General features: G+C 45.6%; 18 protein-coding genes. All 18 read left to right on the forward strand.

The genetic code is table 11. The features are described 5' to 3' along the window. Window positions 1-74 precede the first annotated feature (74 nt). Window positions 75-1,010, forward strand: a complete 936-nt coding sequence (gene hprK, locus GFC28_RS14860) for an HPr(Ser) kinase/phosphatase (protein WP_044741460.1) — start codon at window positions 75-77, stop codon at window positions 1,008-1,010. Window positions 1,011-1,028: 18 nt separating this feature from the next. Then, entirely contained in the window at window positions 1,029-1,838 is an 810-nt protein-coding gene (gene lgt / locus GFC28_RS14865; protein WP_044741459.1) for a prolipoprotein diacylglyceryl transferase, read from the forward strand. A 16-nt stretch (window positions 1,839-1,854) separates the two neighbouring features. Beyond that, entirely contained in the window at window positions 1,855-2,790 is a 936-nt protein-coding gene (locus tag GFC28_RS14870; RefSeq protein WP_044741458.1) for a nucleoside recognition domain-containing protein, read from the forward strand. Then, window positions 2,790-3,431, forward strand: coding sequence for a pyrophosphatase PpaX (gene ppaX / locus GFC28_RS14875; protein ID WP_044741457.1), 642 nt, complete (start codon window positions 2,790-2,792; stop codon window positions 3,429-3,431). The genes GFC28_RS14870 and ppaX overlap by 1 nt, the downstream gene beginning before the upstream one ends. A gap of 3 nt (window positions 3,432-3,434) precedes the next feature. Next, entirely contained in the window at window positions 3,435-3,929 is a 495-nt protein-coding gene (locus GFC28_RS14880; RefSeq protein WP_044741456.1) for an acyltransferase, read from the forward strand. Window positions 3,930-4,419: 490 nt separating this feature from the next. After that, entirely contained in the window at window positions 4,420-5,592 is a 1,173-nt protein-coding gene (locus tag GFC28_RS14885; protein WP_044741455.1) for an ATP phosphoribosyltransferase regulatory subunit, read from the forward strand. Between the two features lie 103 nt (window positions 5,593-5,695). Next, window positions 5,696-6,319, forward strand: a complete 624-nt coding sequence (gene hisG / locus GFC28_RS14890) for an ATP phosphoribosyltransferase (RefSeq protein WP_044741454.1) — start codon at window positions 5,696-5,698, stop codon at window positions 6,317-6,319. A 17-nt stretch (window positions 6,320-6,336) separates the two neighbouring features. After that, on the forward strand, window positions 6,337-7,623 hold the full coding sequence (gene hisD / locus GFC28_RS14895) for a histidinol dehydrogenase (RefSeq protein WP_044741453.1): 1,287 nt from the start codon (window positions 6,337-6,339) through the stop codon (window positions 7,621-7,623). Then, complete coding sequence (gene hisB / locus GFC28_RS14900) at window positions 7,617-8,204, forward strand: imidazoleglycerol-phosphate dehydratase HisB (RefSeq protein ID WP_044741452.1); 588 nt, start codon at window positions 7,617-7,619, stop codon at window positions 8,202-8,204. The genes hisD and hisB overlap by 7 nt, the downstream gene beginning before the upstream one ends. After that, complete coding sequence (gene hisH / locus GFC28_RS14905) at window positions 8,205-8,840, forward strand: imidazole glycerol phosphate synthase subunit HisH (RefSeq protein ID WP_044741451.1); 636 nt, start codon at window positions 8,205-8,207, stop codon at window positions 8,838-8,840. Then, entirely contained in the window at window positions 8,840-9,577 is a 738-nt protein-coding gene (gene hisA / locus GFC28_RS14910; RefSeq protein WP_044741450.1) for a 1-(5-phosphoribosyl)-5-[(5-phosphoribosylamino)methylideneamino]imidazole-4-carboxamide isomerase, read from the forward strand. Before hisH ends, hisA begins: the two co-directional genes overlap by 1 nt. Continuing rightward, complete coding sequence (gene hisF / locus GFC28_RS14915; protein WP_044741449.1) at window positions 9,574-10,332, forward strand: imidazole glycerol phosphate synthase subunit HisF; 759 nt, start codon at window positions 9,574-9,576, stop codon at window positions 10,330-10,332. Before hisA ends, hisF begins: the two co-directional genes overlap by 4 nt. After that, entirely contained in the window at window positions 10,329-10,961 is a 633-nt protein-coding gene (hisIE, locus tag GFC28_RS14920) for a bifunctional phosphoribosyl-AMP cyclohydrolase/phosphoribosyl-ATP diphosphatase HisIE (protein ID WP_044741448.1), read from the forward strand. The genes hisF and hisIE overlap by 4 nt, the downstream gene beginning before the upstream one ends. Window positions 10,962-11,641: 680 nt before the next feature. Further along, on the forward strand, window positions 11,642-13,099 hold the full coding sequence (locus GFC28_RS14925; protein WP_044741447.1) for a tetratricopeptide repeat protein: 1,458 nt from the start codon (window positions 11,642-11,644) through the stop codon (window positions 13,097-13,099). Between the two features lie 92 nt (window positions 13,100-13,191). Further along, window positions 13,192-14,139, forward strand: a complete 948-nt coding sequence (gene trxB, locus GFC28_RS14930; RefSeq protein WP_044741446.1) for a thioredoxin-disulfide reductase — start codon at window positions 13,192-13,194, stop codon at window positions 14,137-14,139. A 312-nt stretch (window positions 14,140-14,451) separates the two neighbouring features. Continuing rightward, entirely contained in the window at window positions 14,452-14,910 is a 459-nt protein-coding gene (locus GFC28_RS14935; RefSeq protein ID WP_044741445.1) for an 8-oxo-dGTP diphosphatase, read from the forward strand. A gap of 15 nt (window positions 14,911-14,925) precedes the next feature. Beyond that, on the forward strand, window positions 14,926-15,819 hold the full coding sequence (gene rapZ, locus GFC28_RS14940) for an RNase adapter RapZ (protein ID WP_044741444.1): 894 nt from the start codon (window positions 14,926-14,928) through the stop codon (window positions 15,817-15,819). Then, window positions 15,816-16,778, forward strand: coding sequence for a gluconeogenesis factor YvcK family protein (locus tag GFC28_RS14945; protein WP_044741443.1), 963 nt, complete (start codon window positions 15,816-15,818; stop codon window positions 16,776-16,778). Before rapZ ends, GFC28_RS14945 begins: the two co-directional genes overlap by 4 nt. Window positions 16,779-16,816 lie beyond the last annotated feature (38 nt).

Below are 16,816 nucleotides of genomic sequence, written 5' to 3' on the forward strand. Positions count from 1 at the left end.
CGGCACGAACGTTTTTTCTTTTTTCACATGCGTTGGGAAAAGTGTTAAAATGGAAAAGCAAAGGGGGGGTTGTGATGCCGAAAGTTCGGACGCAAGATTTGATTGAACAATTTCAGCTTGAATTAATCAGCGGGGCGGAAGGAGTGCACCGTCCGATTACAACAAGCGATTTATCGCGGCCGGGAATTGAGATGGCGGGATATTTTGCTTATTATCCAGCTGAGCGGATTCAATTGCTAGGAAAAACAGAGCTTTCGTTTTTTGAACGATTGCACCCGGCTGAAAAGAAGATCCGCATGGAAAAACTTTGTACAGATATTACGCCGGGAATTATTGTATCGCGCGGGCTGGATGTTCCGCAAGAATTAATTGAAGCATCTGAGCGCCATTCGGTTCCGGTCATGCGTTCAACGATGAAAACGACACGCCTTTCGAGCCGATTGACGAATTTTTTGGAAAGCAAGCTGGCTCCAACGACCGCTGTACATGGGGTATTGGTTGATGTATACGGTGTTGGCGTGCTGATTACCGGAAAAAGCGGTGTCGGAAAAAGTGAAACGGCGCTGGAGTTGGTGAAGCGAGGCCATCGTCTTGTGGCCGATGACTGCGTAGAAATTCGTCAAGAGGATGAAGGTCTTCTCGTCGGTAATGCTCCAGAGCTGATTGAGCATCTTCTGGAAATTCGCGGGCTTGGTATCATTAATATGATGACGTTGTTCGGTGCAGGAGCCGTGCGGACACATAAGCGCATTTCGCTCGTCGTGGATTTGGAGTTGTGGGATCCGAATAAACAATATGACCGGCTCGGTTTAGAAGAAGAGAAAGTGAGAATTATTGATACAGAAGTGACAAAATTGACGATTCCAGTAAGACCCGGCCGAAATTTAGCGGTCATTATTGAGGTAGCCGCCATGAATTTCCGCTTGAAACGAATGGGAATGAATGCTGCTGAAGAGTTTTCGGCTCGCTTAACAGATGCCATTGAGGATGGAGATCATGATTACGAATAAGAGAGGAGGAAGGATAAGGTGGATCCAGCGATTCAGCCATTAGATCGTGTATTTTTACACCTTGGTCCTATCACTATTTATTGGTATGGAGTGATTATTGGAACAGGCGTGCTGCTTGGATTGTGGATTGCGACGCGAGAAGCGGTCAAGCGTGGATTGGCAAAAGAAACATTTGTGGATCTCGTTTTATTAGCTGTTCCGATTGCGATTATTTGTGCCCGTACATATTATGTGATGTTTGAATGGGATTATTACGCGAAGCATCCTGCTGAAATTCCAAAAATTTGGGAGGGCGGCTTAGCCATCCATGGCGGTTTAATTGGCGCAATCATTACGGGAGTCGTCTTTGCCAAACGGAGGGGCATTTCGTTTTGGAAGCTGGCTGATATTGCAGCGCCTAGCATTATTTTAGGCCAGGCAATCGGCCGTTGGGGCAACTTTATGAACCAAGAAGCGCACGGCGGACCAGTAACGCGCCAATTTCTTGAAAGCTTGCACCTTCCAGATTTTATTATTAACCAAATGTATATCAACGGCCAATATTATCATCCGACTTTTTTATATGAGTCGATTTGGAATTTTGTGGGCTTTTTCTTGCTGATCATGTTGCGTCGGATCAATTTGCGCCGCGGTGAGTTATTTCTCAGCTATTTAATCTGGTATTCGATCGGTCGCTTTTTTATCGAGGGAATGCGGACAGATAGCTTAATGCTGACAGATCATTTGCGGATTGCCCAAGTTGTCTCCATTGCCCTGATTGTGTTAGCGGCCGGATTGTGGATGGTACGGCGAGTAAAAGGATGGGCGAAGGAGCGTTATTTAGATTAGAAAAGGGGGAGGCGGATTGGTCGAGACGGTCAAAAAAGGGCTGGCAGTCGGCGTGAAGACGACGGGAGCGCTTGGAAAAATTATTTTTCCGGTCACGCTTATCGTATCGATTCTGCAGTATACGCCGATTTTGCCGTGGATCATTCGAGTGGTATCTCCGCTGATGAAATGGATCGGCCTGCCAGGGGAGGCTGCCATTCCTCTTGTGTTGGGGAATTTTTTAAACTTATATGCCGGAATTGGCGCGATTTTGACGCTGCATCTGACGGTAAAAGAAGTATTGATTTTAGCTGTCATGCTTTCGTTTTCCCACAATTTGCTTGTGGAAGTGACAGTCGCTGGAAGAGTGGGGGTCCATGTAGCTTTAGCTGTTGGTGTTCGCGTTATGCTGGCGATTGTTTCTGCGCTCCTCATTCATCTGATTTGGCAGGGAGGAGATGAGGTGGCGCAATACGGCATGATCTCTAGCTCTTCAGCAGAGTTTTCTGGATGGGGACTTGTCGTTTGGACAGGCGTGAAAAAAGCGTTGTTCGGAATTATGCAGCTCGCCATGATTGTCATTCCGCTCATGGTCGGGATTCAAATTTTGAAGGATTTAAAATGGCTTGATGTGTTTTCACGTTGGATGTCCCCGTTGACGAGAATGCTTGGAATGAAAGAAAATACGTCGATGACGCTGGCGGCGGGACTTTTATTTGGTTTGGCATATGGAGCAGGAGTCATGATTCAGGCGGTACAAGAGGATGGTGTATCGAAGAAAGATGTCACGCTTGCTTTTCTGTTTCTTTCTGCGTGCCATGCGGTGGTAGAGGATACACTATTATTTGTTCCGCTTGGCATCCCGGTATGGCCGCTTTTGCTGATTCGCTTGACAACGGCTGTTCTATTGACGATGATGGTCGGATTTGTTTGGAATGTTTATAGTAAAACAGGGAGAAGGGAAGCAGCCTAATGAACATTCGCACGATTTTATTTGATTTGGATGGCACGCTGATTGATACAAATGAACTCATTATCCAGTCGTTTTTGCATACGTTGGAAACCTACTATCCCGGAAAATATAGACGGGAGGATGTCCTGCCGTTTATCGGTCCGCCGCTTTACGATACCTTTGCTGCGCTTGATGCAGCACGGGTAGAAGAGATGATTGCGACCTATCGGGCGTTCAACCATCGCCAGCACGATGCGCTCATAAAAGAATATGAAACGGTATATGAAACGATTGCCGTGCTACACCAGCACGACTTTCAATTGGGAGTCGTGACGACAAAAATGAACGCGACGGCGCTGATGGGATTAAAACGGACAAAGCTTGATCCGTTTTTCCGCTGTGTTGTCGGGCTGGATGACGTACAAAACGCGAAACCGCATCCTGAACCGATTTTGAAGGCGCTTGAGCTTTTAGGTTCTGTTCCAGAAGAAACGCTCATGGTTGGAGATAATTATCATGACATTTTAGCGGGAAAGCAAGCGGGAACAAAGACGGCAGGAGTAGCATGGGCCATTAAAGGAAGAGAGTATCTGGAGAAGTATGAACCAGACTTTATGCTTGAGAAAATGAGTGATTTATTGGCGATTGTAGGGGTGGAATAAATTTTGAGACGAACGACAAAATATCCGGTATCTGGAGCCAATTCGTTGTGGCAAGTGTATAAAACGGTCTCGTTTTGGAAGGTGTTTAAAAATGTAGTGATCATTCAAATAGGGCGCTACACGCCATTTATGCGGCTGAAAAATTGGCTGTACCGCACATTTTTGCATATGGAAATTGGCGAGAAAACCGCACTTGCGTTTATGGTGATGCCGGATATTATGTTCCCAGAAAAAATCAAAATTGGCCGCAATTCGATTATTGGCTATAATACCACGATTTTAGCGCATGAGTATTTGATTGATGAATATCGCCTAGGCGATGTCATGATCGGCGATGAAGTCATGATCGGCGCGAATTCCACCATTCTCCCGGGAGTGGTCATTGGCGATCGCGCGATTGTGGCTGCAGGAACGGTGGTACACAAGGATGTGCCTCCAGGTGCATTTGTGGCCGGCAATCCGATGCGAATGATCCGTATGAATAAGCCGCTTTCATAAGATGAGAGGCGGCTTTTCTTTTTTTCTATAGCGTAGTGCCCAAATATAGGCTGGTAGAAAACATCATCGCCATTGGTTAAGAGGAGTTCATCATTTGTATCTTTCAAGAGAATTCGTTTGGTACAGTTAAATGAGCTTTTTGACGGTTGAAGGCAAGTCCATCAGCCTTTGATAGCGGTTCGCCAAACGAATGGAAAATATGTGTGTTCGTATCCATAGGTGTTGTCGATTCACTTTTTATGCGATGGGTGGGATATAGACGGCAGGCGCTTGTCCATAAACAGCGATTTCTTATGCTTAGGCAGGAGAAATGTTGTTGATGGACCATTTTTATTATGGAAAGCATGAATTCATTAAGCTTCTTGTAGTGATTAGTGCTATTTTGAATCATCTTAACCTTGACGTAAGCCCCGACAAGGAGTAAACTACAAATAACTTCATCTCTCTACCATATTAGCAAACTAAAGTATTTCGGTAAAGGCGGGTTACTATGTCTAGAAAGCTGTTTATGTTTGAAAAACCGTTGGGGATGCGCGATACATTACCTTTTTTATATAAAGCGAAGCAGCACGTCCGCCGAACAATGGCGAATGAAATTGAACAATGGGGATACGAGTTTATTGAAACTCCAACGTTAGAATATTACGAAACGGTTGGTACTGCTTCAGCGATTGATGACCATCAATTGTTTAAGCTTCTTGACCAGCAGGGGCATACGCTTGTTTTGCGTCCTGATATGACGGCGCCGATTGCCCGCTTGGCTGCGTCAAAGCTTTACGAAAGCGGAAATCCGCTCCGGTTGGCTTATCATGCGAATGTGTTTCGCGCCCAGCAGCGGGAGGGAGGGCGCCCGGCCGAATTTGAACAAATTGGAGTGGAATGCATCGGCGATGGCACCATTGCCGCAGATGCAGAAGTGATTAGCTTAATGATTGCCGCCTTAAAACAGATTGGGCTTGACCGATTTACAGTCACGATTGGACATATTGGCTATGTCCATGCGCTATTTTTAGATATTTTAGGAAATGAAGAGCGTTCCAATACGTTGCGCCGCTTTTTGTATGAAAAAAATTACGTTGGTTACCGTGAACATGTCAAATCATTGCCGCTTTCCTCGATCGATAAGCAGCGGCTTTTAAATCTGCTCGAATTGCGCGGTGGAGCCGAAAGTATTGAAAGGGCGCGCGAGCTGGTGGATAGAGAGAACGGAATCGACACGATTGCCGAGCTGGAGCAGCTGTATGAACATCTCAAACTGTATCAGGTGACGGAACATATTAAGTTTGATTTCAATCTTGTGAGCCATATGAGCTATTACACAGGAATTTTATTTGAAGTATATGCAGAAAAGGTTGGCTTTCCGCTTGGAAACGGCGGGCGCTACGATGAATTGTTGGAAAAGTTTGAACGAAAGGCCCCCGCTACCGGATTTGGGATTCGGGTTGACCGATTGATTGAAGCGCTAGGCGAACCGGAGGAGAGCCGGGAGATCCATTGCATTATTTTTAGTCAAGAAAGACTTTCGGAAGCGATTCAATTGGCGAATCAGCGGCGTAAAAACGGTGAAAAAGTCGTTATGCAGCACATATCGGGAATCGAAAATATTGATGCTTGCGCAAAACAATATCACCACATTACCTACTTAATTGGTCAAAATTCATGATCACGAAATGCTTGTGATCCATGTTGGAAGGTGGGTTCCTGCCGTTGCCGCTTTTGTGATTGGATGAATATGTGCCGGTTCATGGCCAAAGGAGGAATAGCGTATGTTAACCGTTGCGATGCCAAAAGGCCGCATTTTTGAAGAAGCGGTGGAGCTGCTGCGTCGAGCCGGCTACCGGCTTCCGCCTGAATTGGATGAATCTCGTAAGCTGATTATCGATGTTCCCGAAGAGAAGATGCGTTTTATTTTGGCGAAACCAATGGATGTCAGCACATATGTTGAGCATGGTGTCGCTGATGTAGGGATTGCCGGAAAAGATGTCATGCTAGAAGAGGAACGGGATGTGTATGAGATTTTGGATTTAAAAATCAGCCCATGTCATTTAGCCGTTGCCGGGTTGCCTGATGGAAAAATGAATCGGATTGCGCCAAGAGTGGCGACGAAATATCCGAATATTGCCTCCAGCTATTTTCGCGAAAAGGGAGAGCAAGTTGAAATTATTCACTTAAACGGCTCTATTGAACTTGCGCCGCTCGTCGGATTGGCGGACCGAATTGTCGATATTGTTTCGACCGGAAGAACATTAAAAGAGAATGGGCTGGTGGAGCTAGAGAAAATTGTGGAGGTAACCTCTCGCTTAATTGTCAATCCAGTGAGTTATCGCATGAAGGCAGCGCCTATTCATGAGTTTGTCGAGCGGTTATCAGTCATCATTAGCGAGGAATGAAAGGGGTGGAGTGTTGCATGAAGATTGAGCGATTGACGCGTGCCTTATCATTGAAGCGATCGATCGAAACGGGGACCGAACAGCAAAGACAGACGGTCCGAACTATTATTGAAGAGGTGCGGCGCAAAGGAGATGAGGCCTTAAAGGAATATACGGAAAGATTTGACGGCGTCTTACTTGAATCGTTGCAGGTATCAAAGCAGGAAATGGACCAAGCTTATGAGCAACTGGATTCCTCCTTGATTGCCATCATTCGCGAAGCGGCGGAAAATATTCGTGAGTATCATGAACGCCAAAAGCGGGAGTCTTGGATGATGATGAAGGAGGACGGAACGATCCTCGGTCAGAAGATCACACCGCTTGATGCGGTCGGGCTTTATGTGCCGGGCGGTACAGCGGCTTACCCCTCTTCTGTTTTAATGAATGTCATTCCCGCACAAGTAGCAGGAGTCAAGCGGATTGTGATCGTATCTCCTCCCGATGCCCAAGGCAGCTTGCCGGCAGGAGTGCTCGTCGCCGCTTGCGAGCTTGGAATTCAAGAGATTTATAAAATCGGGGGTGCCCAAGCGATCGCCGCCCTTGCTTATGGGACAGAAACCATTCAGCCGGTTGATAAAATTTTTGGTCCAGGCAACATTTATGTGACGCTGGCGAAGCGGGAAGTGTTCGGGCAAGTGGCGATCGATATGATTGCTGGACCGAGTGAAATCGTGGTGCTAGCTGATGAAACAGCAAAAGCGAATGAAATTGCCGCTGATCTTTTATCACAGGCTGAGCATGATGAGCGCGCTTCCAGTATCCTTGTCACTCCTTCCATGAAATTGGCGCTGGAAGTCGCGAGCGAGGTAGAAGCACAGCTGGAAACGCTGCCGCGCAAGGAGATCGCCGCTGCCGCTATCGAACAATATGGAGCGATTTATGTGACCGAGACGATGGAGGAAGCGATCGCCGCCGTTAATGAGCTGGCTCCGGAGCATTTGGAAATGATCACGAATGATCCGATGAGCCTCGTTGGACAAATTCGTCACGCTGGCGCGATTTTTTTAGGACGGTTTAGCTCTGAGCCCGTAGGCGATTATTTTGCCGGCACGAACCATGTGCTGCCTACGAACGGAACGGCTCGTTTTTCAAGCGGATTGAGCGTCGATGAATTTGTTAAAAAATCGAGCCTTATTTTATACAGCGAACAGGCGCTAGCGGCTAACGCCGCAAAAATTGCTGCGCTGGCGCGGCTAGAAGGGCTGGAAGCACATGCGCGGGCTGTAGAGGAACGTTTGAAAAATCAAGGGGGAGAAACATCATGAGAAAGGCTATGATTTCACGAACGACCAATGAAACAGATATTCAATTGGAACTGACGCTGGAGGGCGAGGGAAAAGCGGAGCTTGAAACAGGAGTGCCGTTTTTAACCCATATGCTGGATCTCTTTGCGAAGCATGGGCAGTTTGATTTACAGGTAAAGGCGGTCGGCGATATTGAAATCGACGACCATCATACAACGGAAGATATCGGAATCTGCTTAGGACAGGCGCTTCGAGAAGCTTTAGGTGATAAAAAAGGAATTAGACGCTATGGCAACGCGTTTGTGCCAATGGACGAGGCGCTTGCACAAGTCGTGATTGATTTAAGCAACCGACCGCACTTTGAGTTTCGTGGCGAATTCCCAAGCCCAAAAGTTGGGACGTTTGATGTGGAGCTTGTGCATGAATTTTTATGGAAGCTGGCCTTGGAGGCGCGCATGAATTTGCATGTGATTGTTCATTATGGCCGCAATACCCACCATATGATTGAAGCGGTGTTTAAAGCGTTGGGAAGAGCATTGGCTGAAGCGACGATGATTGACCCGCGTGTAAAGGGAGTTCCATCGACGAAAGGAATGTTATAAATGATTGGCATTATTGATTATGGAATGGGCAACTTATACAGCGTCAGCAAAGCGCTAGAGCGCTTGAACTATGAATCTATCGTTTCAGGGGACGTGGATCAGCTCAAGAAAACGAAAGGTCTCATTTTGCCGGGGGTCGGATCTTTTAAAGATGCCATGCACATCTTGAATGAAACAGGGCTGTCTGATTTTATTCGTGAAGCGGTGGAAAACGGAATGCCGCTGCTTGGAATTTGTCTTGGGATGCAGCTTTTGTTCGATGAGAGCGAGGAGAATGGCAGGACGGAAGGGCTTCGGCTATTAAAAGGCCGCGTTGTCCGTTTTCCGGGAACGACCTCAAGTGGTGAAGCGTATAAAGTACCGCATATGGGATGGAATCGTCTGCACATTCGTTATCCGTCTCCGCTTTTTGAAAATGTCGAAGAAGGATATGTCTATTTTGTTCACTCATACTATGTCGATTCAACCGATCAAGAAGTTGTGCTGGCAAGCAGCACATATGATGTGGAAGTTCCGGCTGTCGTGGGTCAAAACTATTTATTTGGAACACAATTTCATCCGGAAAAAAGCAGCAGCATCGGAATGAACATATTAAAAAATTATGCGGATCTTGTAGCAAGAAAGGAGAACGAATGATGGCGGCGTTTACCATTTATCCGGCGATCGACATGCGCGGCGGCAAGTGTGTTCGGCTATTACAGGGCGATTATAATAAGGAAACGGTATATGGCGACTCGCCGTTTGAGATGGCGCGTCTATTTGCCAAGCAGGGAGCGCAATGGATTCATATGGTCGATCTCGATGGCGCAAAGGAGGGACGCCGTATCCATGATCGCTTTGTCATTGAGGTTGTCCGGCAGTTAAAGGTGAATGTGCAAGTGGGCGGGGGCATCCGTACGGAAGAGGATGTCGCTTACTACTTGGATAACGGGGTGGCTCGCGTGATTTTAGGCAGCGCTGCTATTTCCAATCCTTCCTTTGTCAAAAAAATGCTGACCACATACGGCGAGCGCATTGCGATTGGCATTGATGCCAAAAACGGCTATGTGGCAACAGAAGGATGGTTGAATACATCGAATGTCAAGGCGGAAGAGCTGGGAAAAGAACTGGCGGAGGCTGGAGCGCAGACGTTTATTTTTACCGATATTGCGAAGGATGGCATGCTGTCTGGGCCGAATATTGAAGCGGTTGCCGATATGGCGCGGGCAACCGGACGGAATGTGATCGCTTCAGGAGGAGTCCGTTCTCTCCATGATTTGCGAACATTGAAGCCGTTTGTCCATGAAGGAGTAACAGGAGCCATTATTGGAAAGGCATTGTATACAAATCAGTTTACTGTTGCTGAGGCGTTAAAGGTGGTGCAGGGCGAATGATTACAAAGCGCATTATTCCTTGTCTTGACGTGAAGGATGGCCGCGTGGTAAAAGGGGTTCAATTTGTGCAGTTGCGCGATGCGGGAGATCCAGTTGAATTGGCGGAATTTTACGACGAACAAGGGGCCGATGAGCTGGTGTTTTTAGATATTTCCGCTTCCCATGAGGGACGAAAAACTATGATCGAGGTCGTTGAGAATGTCGCGGCACAGCTTGCGATTCCGTTTACAGTCGGCGGCGGAATCCATTCGTTAGAAGATATGAAGCGCATTCTTCGCGCTGGTGCGGATAAGGTGTCTTTAAATACGGCGGCAGTTACCCGTCCCTCGCTTATTAGTGAGGGGGCTGATTTTTTTGGTTCACAATGCCTAGTCGTAGCGATCGATGCCAAATACGATGAAGAGCTCGGTTCTTGGCGCGTCTATACACATGGAGGGCGCAAGCCGACGAATTGGGAAGTGGTCGAATGGGCCAAGCAAGCGGTAGAGCACGGCGCAGGTGAAATTTTATTAACAAGCATGGACTGTGATGGAGGAAAAAACGGTTTTGACCTTGAGCTTACAAAAAAAGTGAGCGAAGCTGTTTCCGTTCCAGTCATTGCTTCGGGAGGCGCGGGCCATGCAGAGCATTTTGTTTCGGCGTTTCTTAAAGGAAAAGCAGACGCTGCTTTAGCTGCCTCGATTTTTCATTATAAAGAAACGTCTGTTAAAGAAGTAAAAGCCTATTTGCGCGAGAGAGGAGTGCACGTTCGATGAATATTTCTAATATTCGTTTTGATGAAAGAGGGCTCGTTCCCGCTATTGTGCAAGATGCGCAAAGTAAGGAAGTGTTGACACTTGCTTATATGAATGAAGAGGCGCTGCAAAAATCGCTTGAAACAGGGGAAACATGGTTTTATAGCCGCTCCCGCCAAGAGTTGTGGCATAAAGGAGAAACCTCCGGGAATACGCAACGCATTCTTGAGATGCGTTATGATTGCGATCAAGATGCTCTCCTTATGCTGGTAGAACCGCAAGGGCCTGCCTGCCATACCGGAAGCTATTCCTGTTTTTCCGAAACGATCCACGGCGAAGCAGCTGGCGCATACACTGACCGCTTCTCCATTGTTAATCAGCTTGAACAAATTATCGCCAAACGTGAAGCGGAGCGTCCGGAAGGGGCGTATACAACTTATTTATTTGAAAAAGGAATTGATAAGATTTTAAAAAAGGTAGGTGAAGAAGCAACCGAAGTCGTTATTGCAGCCAAAAACCGCAATCCAGAAGAACTAAAATGGGAAGTTGCCGATTTATTGTATCATTTGCTTGTCTTGTTGCGTGAACAAAAATTGCCGCTTGATGCCGTGCTTGCTGTATTAAAGGAGCGCCATGCAGCAAAAGAGTAATTTTTGAGCTGGTTCATAATCGTTCGTATTGCGATTGGAGCCAGCTTCTGTTATGTTTAAGTGACATATCCGTTGCCTAAAGGTGCTGCCTGTCCCTTTTGTCCTCAGACTAAAGGTGTTGAAGCGTTAGTCCCTCGCTAGCTGTCAATAGATGGCTTTTCACACTTCCTTAGTTCAGAGCCCCACAGCTGAAAAGATCGGCCTCTCTCAAGGAGATGAATGATGATAGGCTAATCACCGGCTGCATTCTGAAGAAAAAATAAACAACCCCAAGTGTGTTGCTTGTCCAATAAAAAACAATTGACCTTGCTTGATTCCTAGCTTTTCTGCCATAATCGGCAAACGATCGCTTGCCGACTGGGCATGCATCTGGCGGGAAAAGCTTGTGTCTAGTTCGATCATTCCATGTTTTTAGTAAAGTAATGGATCATCAACACTTGTGGTCTATATCATTTGATGTGAGGGGTGTTTTTGAAGCGTGGCGTGTTTCGCCTATATTCACATGATAAGGCAACTCCGGATCCTGAAAAAATGAGGCCTTTTTCTTTTGGAGCGGTTCTATTGTGTTAATTCCTGAGTAATGGATGGTAAAACAAAAATTCAGCTTATATCGCTTATACAGTTTTAAGAGAATATGTTATACTTCTTTTCGGTGAATTCAGCGGAACATGGAGGACTAGATGGGAAAACAATTAAAACGAAAACGATCAGCAGCGAAGGTCATTCCGTTTGTGCAAAGCGGAGAGTACTACTTTAAAAAAGGGTTAATTGCTTATAAACGTGGCGATTTGGCGCGAGCGAAAAAATATTTGGAGCGGGCTGTGCAATTGAATGGTCAAGAAGCGATGTTTGCTTTTCAGCTTGCGATTGTATTGGCGGAGTTAGGTGAATATCAAGCATCCAACCAGCTGTTTTTGACCGTTGTTCATGAGCTTGATCCCGAAATGAGTGAATGCTTTTATTTTTTAGCACATAATTATGCTCATCTTGGTCTATTTCGCGAGGCGATGAATCATGCGCAAACCTATTTAGAGCGCGAACCGGATGGTGAATTTTTGGAAGAGATTGAAGATTTAATAGAGCTTTTAAGCATCGAATATGAAGATGATGAGTTTATCAGTCAAGAGGATTTGATCGTAAAACAAGAAAAAGCGCGCTCGTTACTGGAAAAAGGGGATTTTCCGGCAGCAATTGAAGTGTTGGAAGCGATGATTGCTGAATACCCGGAATTTTGGTCCGCATACAATAATTTGTCATTAGCTTATTTTTATATGGGAAATGCTGAAAAAGCACAGAGCATTATTGATGAAGTGCTTGAAAAAAATCCTGGCAACCTGCATGCACTTTGCAATCGGCTTGTGTTTTTTCATTACTTGCAGGATGAAGCAGAGGTCGCCCGCTTGACAGAGGAATTAGCCTGTGTGCATCCGTTTCTCATTGATCAGCGCTATAAGCTTGGCGCTACATTCGCGCTTGTCGGACGTTTTGACCTTGCTTTTAAATGGCTTCACCATTTGTATAAAATGCGGTTTCATGGTGATTTTTTATTTTATTATTGGCTCGCCTATTCTGCTTATTATACCGGTCATGCCCGTTTAGCCAAAACAGCGTGGGAAAAAGTAATCGATCTGAGCCCTGATAAGAAAGGGCAAGAGCCGTGGGGAGTGTTTGAAGAAAAAGTTAAGCGGTGGATGAACGGAACGAATATTGCTGAGGTGCTTTATGGATTATATGTCATCAGCAAATCATTGAATGCGGATGAAGTAAAAGCGTATATCCATGTAAAAGAGACAATGGAACAGCATTGGCTTGTCCGGGAGTTTATTGATTATATTTTGCTCCCAGCGCAAGCAATGTCGCCGTTGTATATCGTAGACGCCTACGCCGTAATGGATGAATTATGGGAAAAAAATGTGTTAGCAGATGAAAAAATGTATATCACTTGGTTTCATGTGTTTGCCAATGCGGTGGATGTGCTGCGAAACTTCTCCAATTATCAGGCATGGGCGGCAGCGATTGAATATGTATGGAGACGAAATCAGGGCGAATCCGTGACACAAAAAGGAATCGGAGAAAAGTACAGTATTTCGTTATCAACTGTTCAAAAATATGTAAAACAAGTTCGAAAATGGTTATAATGAGCAAATTAATAGACGTTTATCCAGGACTTATATACGATAAAAGTAAGGAAATAATAAGCAGGTAAGTAGCGCGTAAAGGAGTGGACGCTGTGTCAGAAGAAAAAATTTATGATGTCATTATTATTGGGGCGGGACCGGCCGGAATGACAGCCGCTGTCTACACATCTAGAGCGAACATGTCGACGCTGATGATTGAGCGCGGAGTTCCAGGCGGCCAAATGGCCAATACGGAGGATGTAGAAAACTATCCAGGTTATGAACATATTTTGGGACCAGAATTAGCAACGAAGATGTTTGAACACGCCAAAAAATTTGGAGCAGAGTATGCTTACGGTGACGTAAAAGAAGTGATTGATGGCCAAGAGTACAAAACCGTTGTGGTTGGAAATAAACAATATAAAGCGCATGCGGTGATTATTGCGACAGGAGCGGAGTATAAAAAGCTAGGTGTTCCTGGGGAGGCAGAGCTGAGCGGCCGCGGCGTTTCTTATTGCGCGGTATGTGATGGCGCCTTTTTCCGCGGAAAAGAGCTTGTTGTTGTGGGCGGAGGCGATTCCGCAGTGGAAGAGGGCGTATATTTAACCCGTTTTGCTAGCAAGGTTACGATTGTGCATCGCCGCGATCAGCTGCGGGCGCAAAAAATCTTACAAGACCGTGCATTTGCTAATGAAAAAATCGATTTTATCTGGAATCATACAGTTAAGCAAATTCATGAAAAAGACGGAAAAGTGGGCGGAGTCACGCTTGTCCATACACAAACAGGAGAAGAGCGGGAGTTTTCATGTGATGGCGTGTTTGTTTATATCGGTATGCTGCCGCTTTCGAAGCCATTTGTCAGCCTTGGCATTACAAACGAAAATGGCTATATTGAAACAAACGAACATATGGAAACAAAAATAGCCGGAATTTTTGCGGCGGGCGATGTCCGTGAAAAATCGCTGCGGCAAATTGTAACGGCGACAGGGGACGGAAGCATTGCGGCGCAAAGTGCACAGCATTACGTAGAGGAGCTAAAAGAGTCGCTAAAAGTGAAATAATCACTTAACGAAACCGTAATGGATGTTTAACCGCACTGTAACACAAATGAAATAATTTTCCTGTATGCTAAAGGTAAAGTAATTGACCCCCTTTTATATAAATTTCCGTGTATGGCATGGGTACTTCCCGTGCCTCTTTTTTTGCTGTCGCAAGATACAAAGGGTATGAAGCAAAAACAGTCGGAGCCGGCTGATCTCACAGATTCATCATCGCGCTCTTATTGCGATATACGGCCGATATGCAACTAGCACCATATCGCCAGAAATAGTATAATAAAGTAAACTGTATTGAGTAATGTTGAGGTGAACGTGTTGCAACGCGTAACAAATTGTGTTTTGGTTAATGATGGGAAAATTTTGTTGCTGCAAAAACCGCGCCGAGGCTGGTGGGTTGCTCCTGGAGGAAAGATGGAGCAAGGTGAAACGATTCGCGAAGCATGTATTCGAGAATATCGGGAAGAGACGGGCATTTATTTGAAAAGCCCCGAATTAAAAGGGGTATTTACCATTGTGATCAAGGATCAGGAGCGAATTGTTTCGGAGTGGATGATGTTTACGTTTTTTGCGGATCAGTTTGATGGCGAACATATGCCTTACTGTGAGGAAGGGAAGCTTGAATGGCACCCTGTGGAAACGATTCACCAACTCCCGATGGCACCGGGAGATCGTCATATTTTAGATTATATGTTAAAGGGCTCTGGCATGATCTATGGTTCGTTTATTTATACAGAAGATTTCCAACTGCTTTCGTATCGATTAGACCCAAGCTAAGGGGAGAGGATGAAGATGAGTACAGGTTCAACCAACGACATACAAATGGTCATTATCACTGGAATGTCGGGAGCGGGAAAAACGGTGGCCATTCAAAGCTTTGAAGATTTGGGGTTTTTTTGTGTCGATAACTTGCCACCAACCTTGCTGCCAAAATTTTTAGAGCTAATGAAGGAATCGGGGAATAAAATTAATAAAATTGCGTTAGTGATGGATCTGCGCAGCCGCGATTTTTTTGATAAATTATTGGCGGCACTTGATGATTTATCGGAGTGGTCATGGGTGACACCACAAATTTTATTTCTCGATGCGAGAGATTCTACACTAGTTGCTCGGTATAAAGAAACGCGGCGCACTCATCCGCTTGCGCCAAATGGCTTGCCGCTTGAGGGCATACGGTTGGAAAGAGAAATACTGGAGGAGCTAAAGGGACGAGCGCAAATCATCTATGATACCTCTGACTTAAAACCAAGGGAGCTGCGCGAAAAGATCTTAAAGCAATTTTCTTCACACACACATCAAACCTTTACGGTTCATATTGTGTCATTTGGCTTTAAATACGGCTTGCCTATTGATGCCGATTTAGTCTTTGATGTCCGGTTTTTGCCGAATCCGCATTACATTGAACATATGCGGCCTAAGACAGGAAAGGATGAGGAAGTGTCTTCATATGTACTGAAATGGAACGAAACGCAAAAGTTTCTTGAGAAAACGATTGACCTATTGACGTTTATGCTGCCGCACTATAAGCGGGAGGGAAAGAGCCAGCTCGTCATTGCAATCGGCTGCACAGGAGGCCAGCACCGTTCAGTAGCGCTTGCTGAATATCTTGCTCAACATTTTTCGGCTGATTATAAGACGCATGTGTCTCATCGAGATATGGAAAGACGAAAGGAAAAGCATCTATGAGTAAAAAGATTGATCCGAAGATCGTTATTATTGGTGGCGGAACCGGTTTGCCTGTGCTGTTGAGAGGGCTGAAGCAATATGATGTCGATATTACTGCGATTGTGACTGTAGCAGATGATGGAGGAAGCTCAGGCCGTTTGCGGGATGAACTTGATATTCCGCCGCCAGGTGATATTCGCAATGTTCTAGCTGCACTTTCAGATGTCGAGCCGCTCGTCGTTGAATTGTTTCAGCATCGCTTCCAAAACGGAAACGGATTGTCGGGCCATTCAGTAGGCAACTTAATTTTAGCTGCGATGACCTCCATTACTGGAGATTTTGTTAAAGCCATTCGTGAAATGAGCAAAGTGTTGAATGTGCGAGGCAAGGTATTGCCGGCAGCGAATAAAAGCGTAGTTCTTCATGCGGAAATGGAAGACGGGACCATCGTTTCTGGAGAATCGAAAATCCCGTACTCTGGAAAAAAAATCAAAAGAGTTTTTTTAACTCCAGAACAGATCGAACCGCTTGAAGAAGCACTGCATGAAATTCGTCAGGCTGATTTGATTGTGCTCGGTCCTGGAAGCTTATATACAAGTATTTTGCCTAATTTGTTAGTGCCGAAAATCGGTCAAGAGGTATGCGAGGCAAAAGCTAAAAAAGTTTATGTATGCAATGTCATGACCCAAGCCGGCGAAACATTGCATTATACAGCAAGCGACCACGTGAAAGCGCTGTATGATCATATGGAGTGTGCTTTTTTGGATATGATTCTCGTCAATAGCGGAGAAATTCCTAAGGATATTCAGCAGCGTTATGCGGAAGAGCTGTCCGAACCTGTCAAGGAAGATTTAGAAAAGCTAACGGAGCTGGGAATAACCATTATCCGCGATCATATTGTAAAGTATGAAGATCGCGTGATACGCCATGATACAAAAAAGGTGGCAGCGCTGCTCGTTTCACTTTTAGAAACGTGCTAGAGTCGCACGCACCTCCTTTATCCTTTGAAAAAATCATG

The sequence above is a fragment of the Anoxybacillus sp. B2M1 genome, from assembly GCF_001634265.1.
GTDB lineage: Bacteria > Bacillota > Bacilli > Bacillales > Anoxybacillaceae > Anoxybacteroides > Anoxybacteroides rupiense.